Raw genomic sequence first — 6,292 nt, 5'->3', positions numbered from 1 at the left:
CCCCCCCCCCCCCCCCCCCCCCCCCCCCCCCCCCCCCCCCCCCCCCCCCCCCCCCCCCCCCCCCCCCCCCCCCCCCCCCCCCCCCCCCCCCGCCGGGGTCAGGGCGTACGGGTGACGGTGGAGCCCACCAGCTGCCCGGCCAGGCCTTCGCGGCCCCCTTCGCGGTACCAGCGGCGCTGGCGTTCGGCGCCGCTGCCCCGGCGTTCGAAGCCCCGCCACAGCCCGGCCACCCGTTCGGCGTCGCCGCTCGCCTCCAGGCCGGGGGCGGCGAAGGCGCGCAGTTCCTCGACCACGGCTGCGGCCGGGCGGGCGGTGCCGTCGGTGGGGGAGACCAGCCGGCCGCCGGTCCCGGTGCGGGCGGCGTGCCAGGTGGCGGCGCGCAGCAGTTCGTCGGGGGTCTGCGGGCGTGGGCGGCCGTCCCGCTCCGCGAGGACGGCGGCGGCGACCAGGCCCCGGACCAGTCCGGCGAACAGCTCGGCGTCGGCGACCGTCAGCTGGACGTCCATCGCCCGCACCTCCACCGTCGGGTAGCGCCCGGACAGCCGGGCGTGCCAGTACAGCTGCCCCTCGTCGGCGACGGCCCCGGCGGCGAGCAGCGCGGCCACCCGCCGCCGGTGGTCGGCGGCGTCGCGGAAGGCGGGGGGCGGGCCGCTGACGGCCCATTGGTCGAAGTGGACGGTGCGCCAGCTGGCGAAGCGGGTGTCCTCGCCGCGCCAGTAGGGCGAGTTGGCGCTCAGCGCGATCAGCACGGGCAGCCAGGGCCGCAGCCGCACCAGGGCGCCCAGGCGCTCCTCCTCGTCCGGCACGCCGACGTGGACGTGCATGCCGTTGAGCATCAGGTCGTCGACCAGCGCGGGCGCCTGGTGCCGGGCCCGCCGGTAGCGCGCGTCGTCGGTGACCGGCACCCGGCCGGCCGCGTCGTCCGGGCCGAACGGGGCCGAGCCGACCGGGACGACGCGGCAGCCGTGCTGCGCGGCGGCGGCGTTCAGCCCGGACCGCACCCGGGCGAGGTGGCGGCCCACCTCGGCGAGGTCCTCGCAGACCGGGGTGGCGCTCTCCACCTGGACCTGGAGCAGCTCGTGCTGGGCCTCCGGTGGGCGCAGCGCCGGTGCCAGCGAGGCGGTGGCCAGGACCTCCGCGGCGCGGGGCAGCGGGGTGCCGTCGCGGGGGTCGACCAGTAGGTACTCTTCCTCGACTCCGAGTGTCAGCATGTCCGCTCCGCTACCCCGAAGCGCCGTTCGTACGCGGCCGCCGGGCGGGGCGGGTGGGGCGGGTGGGCGGATCGGGGCGCGCGGGCGCGGCCGGCGCCGGCCGCGGACGGGGTCACCGGGCCCGGTTCCCTGGATCAAATACCGTCAAGTTGTCTGTACAGCTCGGCTCTTCTTGCCGGTCATCGGCCCGTCATCGGACACCACGGCTGCGTCCATCTCGGTCTCGTACACATAACGGGTCCGGTCCGAACCGCGCGGCCCGGCCCCGAACCGAAAGACCGCGGTCCGTCCACAAGGAGCCCCACCCCCATGAGTCCGAAGCCCGAACTGTCGCGCCGCAGCGTCCTCGGCGGCGCGGCGGCGGCCGCGGTGCTGTCCGCCCTCCCGATCAGCGTCCGGCAGGCACTCGCCGCCCCGGCCCGGCCCGGACGGCTGGCGGACATCCAGCACGTCGTGGTCCTGATGCAGGAGAACCGCGCGTTCGACCACTACTTCGGCACCCTGGCGGGCGTGCGCGGCTTCGGCGACCGCGCCGCCGTGCGCGGCGTCGACGGCCGCTCGGTGTTCCACCAGCCCGACCCGGGCCGCAGGGAGGGCTACCTGCTGCCCTTCGCGATGAACGCCGCCCACACCAGCGCCTACCAGCAGGGCGCGCCCTCCTTCGGCTACGGCGACTCGATGAGCGCCTGGAACGAGGGCCGCGCCGACGGCTCCGTGACCCGCCGCTCCTCCGGCTGGCTCGGCCAGGGCTACTACGAGTCCGCCGACATGCCCTTCTACCACGCCCTCGCCTCGGTGTTCACGGTCTGCGACGCCTACTACGCCTCCGTGCAGTGCAACACCAACACCAACCGCGACCACCTGATGACCGGCACCAGCGGCGGCACCGTCCGGGACGTCCCGGTGACCGACAACACCGAGATCCCCGGCGGCTACGAGTGGACCACCTACGCCGAGCGCCTGGAGAAGGCGGGCGTCAGCTGGAAGACCTACCAGGCCCTGGACAACTTCGACGACAACGCCCTCGCCTGGTTCGCCCCCTTCGTCAAGGCCAAGCCCGGTGAGCCGTTGTACGAGCGCGGCATGCGCGCCGTCGGTGACCCGGCCAAGAAGAACGACCCCTTCGCCATGGGCGACGCCCTCGTCGAGGCCTTCGCCGCCGACGTCCAGGCCGACCGCCTCCCGCAGGTCTCCTGGATCGTCGCCCCCGCGGCCCTGTCCGAGCACGCCAACTACGCGCCGCCGAACGGCGAGCACCTCACCTCCCGGCTGCTGTCCGCGCTCGCCGCCAAGCCCGAGGTGTTCCAGAAGACCGTCTTCATCCTCAACTACGACGAGCACGGCGGCTTCTTCGACCACCAGCTGCCGCCCGTCCCGCCGCTGGCCGACGGCCGCGGCAAGTCCAACGTCCCGGTCGACGGCGAGGTCGTCGTCCGCGTCTCCAAGGGCTCCTCCGCCTACTACCGGGTGGTCGGCCAGGACGGCAGGTACCGGGTCAAGGCCGCCGACGGCACCCTCGCCTGGTCCGACACCCTGCCCGCCGGCGAGACCCTCGTCTCCGGCCCCTACCCGATGGGCCTGGGCGTGCGGGTGCCGATGGTCGTCGTCTCCCCGTGGACGCGCGGCGGCGTCGTCGACTCCACCGTCTACGACCACACCTCCGTCCTGCGCTTCCTGGAACAGCGCTTCGGCGTCCAGGAGCCCAACATCAGCCCCTGGCGGCGCGCGGTGTGCGGCGACCTCACCAACGTCTTCGACTTCTCCGGCCGCAACCCCGCCTGGCCCCAGCTGCCCGACACCAGCGGCAACCGCCAGAAGGTCACCGACACCGGCAAGCTCCCCGCCCCCACCGTGCCCAGCCCGCAGATCTTCCCCCGGCAGCAGCGCGGCACCCGCACCGCCCGCCCCGCCCCCTACAACCTGCTCGTCAAGCCCCGCCTCAAGGGCGACGAACTGACCCTCGACTTCGTCAACCAGGGCCGCCAGGGCGCCGTCTTCGCCGTCTACCCCGCCCCCGGCGAGGCCCCCAGGCACTACACCGTCGCCGCCAGGAGCCGCCTGTCCGACGTCTGGAAGGTCGGCCCGGCCGGCTACGACCTGCGCGTCCACGGCCCCGACGGCGCCCTGTGGCACCTGCGCGGCGACACCGCCGCCGGCTACGAGGTCTCCCTCTCCGAGGAGGGAAACGGCAAGGTGCTGGAGGTCGACGTCATCAACCGCACCCGCAGCGCCCAGACCTTCCTGGTCGGCGACCTCGCCTACGGCGACGGCCTGCGCGAGGTGCGCGTCGGCGCCGGCGACGACCGCACCGTCAACCTCAAGGTCGGCCCCGAGGGCTGGTACGACGTCGCCGTCACCGTCCAGGGCGACCTCGGCTTCCGCCGCCGCATCGCCGGGCGCTTCCCCTGGGACGAGCGCACCGTCACCGACCCGGCCCTCGGCCTGGCCGACCCGCTGACCGTCGAGCTCTCCCTCGGCGCGGCCTCCACCACCATCGACGAGGCGATCCTGCTGCCCGGGCGTCCTGCCACGATCACTGCCACCCTGACCGCCATCACCGCCCTCACCCGCCTGGAGGCCCAGCCGCTGCTGCCGCCCGGCTGGAGCGCCACCGCCCTCACCCCCGCGCCCGACAAGCTCGCCGCCGGCGCCCGCGCCACCGCCGTCTGGCAGGTCACCCCGCCCGCCCGGCTGCCCGCCGTCCCCACCCACCGCCTGCTGGTCACCGCCCGCGCCCAGGCCGACGGCCGCCAGGCCCTCGCCGACGGCGAACTCGCCGCCCGCACCGCCCCGGTGATGACCGGCCACCTCCTCGACCAGGACTTCGAGTCCCTGGCCGGCGCCCTCAAGCCGGAGTCCGGCCTGCTCGGCTGGACGGCCCAGGCCCCCGAGGGCTGGACGGTCGTCAACGCCCCCGGCATGCCCCAGGGCACCACGCGCCTCCAGGGCTGGACCTTCCACACCAAGCGCGAGTGGGCCACCCTCGGCGCCCAGGACCGCGGCAACTTCACCCGCGCCCTCGGCGTCGTCGCCGTCGCCGACCCCGACGACTGGGACGACACCGGCTCCCCCTCCCGCAAGGGCGTCTTCGACTCCACCCTCGTCTCACCCGCCGTCACCATCCCGGCCGGCACCGGCACCCTCCACCTGGCCTTCGACTCCCACTACCGCCAGGAGGCCCCGCAGAAGGCCACCGTCACCGCCGTCTTCGACAACGGCACCGAGACCCGCCTGCTCACCTACGGCCCCGACGCCACCGGCAACGACAACGCCGGCAAGGACGCCCAGAACGCCCGGATCACCCGCGCCGTCCCGGTCCCGGCCGGCGCCCGCACCGTGACCCTCAAGTTCCGCATGTACGACGCCGGCAACAACTGGTTCTGGGCCCTGGACCACATCCGCCTCGACACCCGCCCCGTTACCGACTGACCCCGCCCCGCCCCGACCGGGGCCCGCCCGAGCCCCGCGCCCGGGCGGGCCCCGGTCCCGGCTCTGGACCCCGGCTCTGGACCCCGGCCGGCCCCGGATCCCGTACGGCCACCGCCGCCACGAGCGCGGCGACGGTGAACGCGGCCCCGACCAGCAGGGTCCCGCCCAGGTCACCGCCCCGCGCGCCGACCGCCCGGCTGCCCAGGGCCGTCGCGGCCGCCACCCCCAGGGTGATCGCCGACGTGTGCACGGTGTTCACCAGCACGTCGGGCTCGGCCACCGACACCACCCGGTCGACCAGCAGCGGGTTCAGCGCGATCCCGGTGCCCCCGAGCAGCACCGCCGCCACCACGACCGGCAGCGGCGACGCGGGCACCAGCAGCAGCACCAGCAGCGCCGCGAGCTGCACCGCCAGCCCCAGCACCAGCCACGGCCGCGCGGCCCCGGCCCGCACCCGCCCGGCCACCCGGTTCACGAGGAAGGCCGCCCCGCCGAAGCCGAGCATCGCCAGGGTGCTCTGCCCGGTGCTCAGACCCGCCCGCCCCAGCACCGGGTCGATGAACGCGAACGCCGCGAACGCCCCGCCGATCGTCAGGAAGCTGCCCAGGTAGCGCAGCCACAGCGCGCCGCCGCGCAGCACGCCCCGCGCGGGCGCCCGCCCGCCCCGCGCCCCGGCCCGCGGCAGACAGCCGAGCACCGCCGCCGCCATCACCGCCGCGCACCCGGCGAGCAGCAGGAACGAGGCCCGCCAGCCGAGGGAGGAGGCGAGCAGGTGACTCAGCGGCAGCCCGAGCAGCGTCCCGCCCATCAGCCCGGCCAGCACGAGCGAGGAGGCCCGCGCCCGCTCGCTGCCCGCGGTCAGCTCCATGGCGGCGGACAGCGCCATCCCGAACGTCGCGCCCGAGAGCGCCCCGGTGGCCACCCGCAGCGCCACCAGGACGTCCAGCCGCCCCGCCGTCCCGGCCGCCGCCTCGGCCACCGCGTAGCAGCCCAGCACCAGCACCAGGCCGGCCCGCGGACCCCACCCGCGCAGGCACCACGCCACGAGCGGCCCGCCGAACCCCATCCCCAGCGAGTAGGCCGTCACCAGCAGACCGAGACCCGCCACGGGGACACCGAGGTCGCGGGACATCGCGCTCAGCATCGCGGAGACCTGGAACTCGCTGGTCGTGACCACGAACAGGGCACAGGCCAGCACCGGAACGAAAAGTTTCGAAGACGAACGTTGCATGCGTGCAGCATCAACCTTCACACTGATCTGAAGGTCAAGTCCGAGTCCCGCAGGAGGAGCGCGCATGCGGATCGCCGACGCCGCCGCCCGGATCGGCGTGCCCGCCCACCGGCTGCGCCACTACGAGGCGACGGGCCTGCTCGTCCCCGAGCGCGGCCCGTCCGGGTACCGCGACTACAGCGCCGAGGACGTGGAGCGGGCCCGCCGGATCAGGGCGCTCCTGGACTCCGGCCTCACCGCGAGCGACGTCGCCCTGATGCTCCCCTGCATCGAGCCCGACCCGGACGACGACCGCAGGTGCTGCGACGTCACCCGGGCCCGCCTGACCCGGCGGCTCACCGAGATCCGCGAGCGCCGCGAACAGCTCCAGCGCACCGAGCAGGCCCTGACCTCCTGGCTCGCCGCCCCGCTGTAGGCCGCC

4 protein-coding genes are annotated in these 6,292 nt (G+C 75.6%); 2 read left to right on the top strand and 2 right to left on the bottom strand.

Annotation, left to right across the window (positions count from 1 at the left end):
- Positions 1-98: 98 nt before the first annotated feature.
- On the bottom strand, positions 99-1,211 hold the full coding sequence (locus ACZ55U_RS32825; protein ID WP_465532070.1) for a carboxylate-amine ligase: 1,113 nt from the start codon (positions 1,209-1,211) through the stop codon (positions 99-101).
- A 309-nt stretch (positions 1,212-1,520) separates the two neighbouring features.
- Between ACZ55U_RS32825 and ACZ55U_RS32820 the strand changes: the two genes are divergently transcribed.
- The gene (locus ACZ55U_RS32820; protein ID WP_465532068.1) at positions 1,521-4,640 is read left to right on the top strand and encodes a phosphocholine-specific phospholipase C; all 3,120 of its coding nucleotides are present in this window, start codon (positions 1,521-1,523) and stop codon (positions 4,638-4,640) included.
- On the opposite strand, the gene ACZ55U_RS32815 is transcribed toward ACZ55U_RS32820, so the two are convergent.
- Complete coding sequence (locus ACZ55U_RS32815) at positions 4,630-5,871, bottom strand: MFS transporter (protein WP_465532066.1); 1,242 nt, start codon at positions 5,869-5,871, stop codon at positions 4,630-4,632. The two genes, ACZ55U_RS32820 and ACZ55U_RS32815, sit on opposite strands and share 11 nt — an antisense overlap.
- Before the next feature lie 64 nt (positions 5,872-5,935).
- Between ACZ55U_RS32815 and ACZ55U_RS32810 the strand changes: the two genes are divergently transcribed.
- Entirely contained in the window at positions 5,936-6,286 is a 351-nt protein-coding gene (locus tag ACZ55U_RS32810) for a MerR family transcriptional regulator (protein WP_465532064.1), read from the top strand.
- Positions 6,287-6,292 lie beyond the last annotated feature (6 nt).

The organism is Kitasatospora sp. NPDC034533 (assembly GCF_055575155.1).
The sequence above is the reverse complement of the archived record's forward strand: the minus strand, read 5'-3'. Positions and strand labels throughout refer to the sequence as shown.